Source organism: Bartonella sp. CL70QHWL, from assembly GCF_042194855.1.
Classification (GTDB): Bacteria; Pseudomonadota; Alphaproteobacteria; order Rhizobiales; family Rhizobiaceae; genus Bartonella.
In genome coordinates this window covers 1-1,185 of record NZ_JBHINJ010000084.1, presented here as the reverse complement: position 1 = coordinate 1,185, position 1,185 = coordinate 1, and the positions used below count along the sequence as shown (strand labels likewise).

Genomic DNA, 1,185 nt, shown 5'->3' with positions numbered 1-1,185 from the left:
ATTGATAATCTTGATGTTGATTTAGGAAAATTTCATCAATGATTTAGAATACTCACTCATCATTCTACATATTCAATAAAAAACTGAATATTATAAATTTCTTTCATTCAAACCTGTTTATACTTAATCAATTAACCCCTTGTTCATCACAAACGAAGCTGGCATGTAAAGAAGGACTTTTGAAAAAAGGTGTATTGCTTCTTATGAACATTCTCGAGTGCTAAAATCTGCGCAAATATTGAATGCTGAAAAAAGAATGATGATATCCGCGCATAACCGCAATAAAAATAATATCCTGTATCCAATCAAAATTTCTCTGCCACCTATCATTTACAAAACAACAACCGTAACAATACGATAAAGCATACTTTACTTTTATTATAATTTGACCTCAAACTCCCTCTGTTTGTTCTAAAAACAAGTATTTCTCCAAAATTCTTAAGTAAACATCCTAAAAAAGGAAACAAATAATATGCGTATGAAATGATATAAACGTAAATAAAGTTCTAAAACAAAATTCAAAAAAATGCATAAATCTCGTAAAGACTAAACTTATGATCTATAAAATTTAATAAAGAAATGGACAAAAACAACCATCAATATCGTCTCTTTTAAAAGATTATACCACAAGAATTTAGCATTCAAGCTTCTCACATTCACAATGAAATCTGCCCCCATATCTTAATATCAAAATTTTAGGAAAATTCCTCATCGCATAGAAGAAAGCATCTATTGTAATCTTTTATATCAAAAAAATAACCATATTGATGAGGAAAAATAAATTTCAATACATTAAAAGGCAGAAAAATCTTCTGCCTTTCATATAAAAATGCACATTATATCTCTTCAAAAAAGATGGCGCAATCCAGCAGAGAAACTGGCTCCAGAAAAACCAGCTTTCTTAAATTTATGCTGATAAGTTACATCTCCATGAAGAAAAAGTTTTGAAGAAAGACGAGCATTAAACCCAAGACCTGCTTCCAAAAAAGAACCAAAAAAACCTAATTGGAAATCGTTTTTAAAAGAAACAAATTGCTTATCTTCAAAACTATGCAAATAAGAAAGCTTACTATAAAAAGAAACGACACGTCCCTCTTCAGAAACATTAAGTGTCTTGCTTAAACGCCCACCAACACGCCCCACCCATTGATGAAATTTTCCTAAATCAACATCAAGATTATCAAC

General features: G+C 30.0%; 1 protein-coding gene. It reads right to left on the bottom strand.

Annotated features, from left to right (window positions below; genetic code table 11):
• Positions 1–846 precede the first annotated feature (846 nt).
• A partial coding sequence (locus tag ACFIJZ_RS09815) for an autotransporter outer membrane beta-barrel domain-containing protein (protein WP_375631974.1) occupies positions 847–1,185 on the bottom strand: 339 nt, incomplete at its 5' end.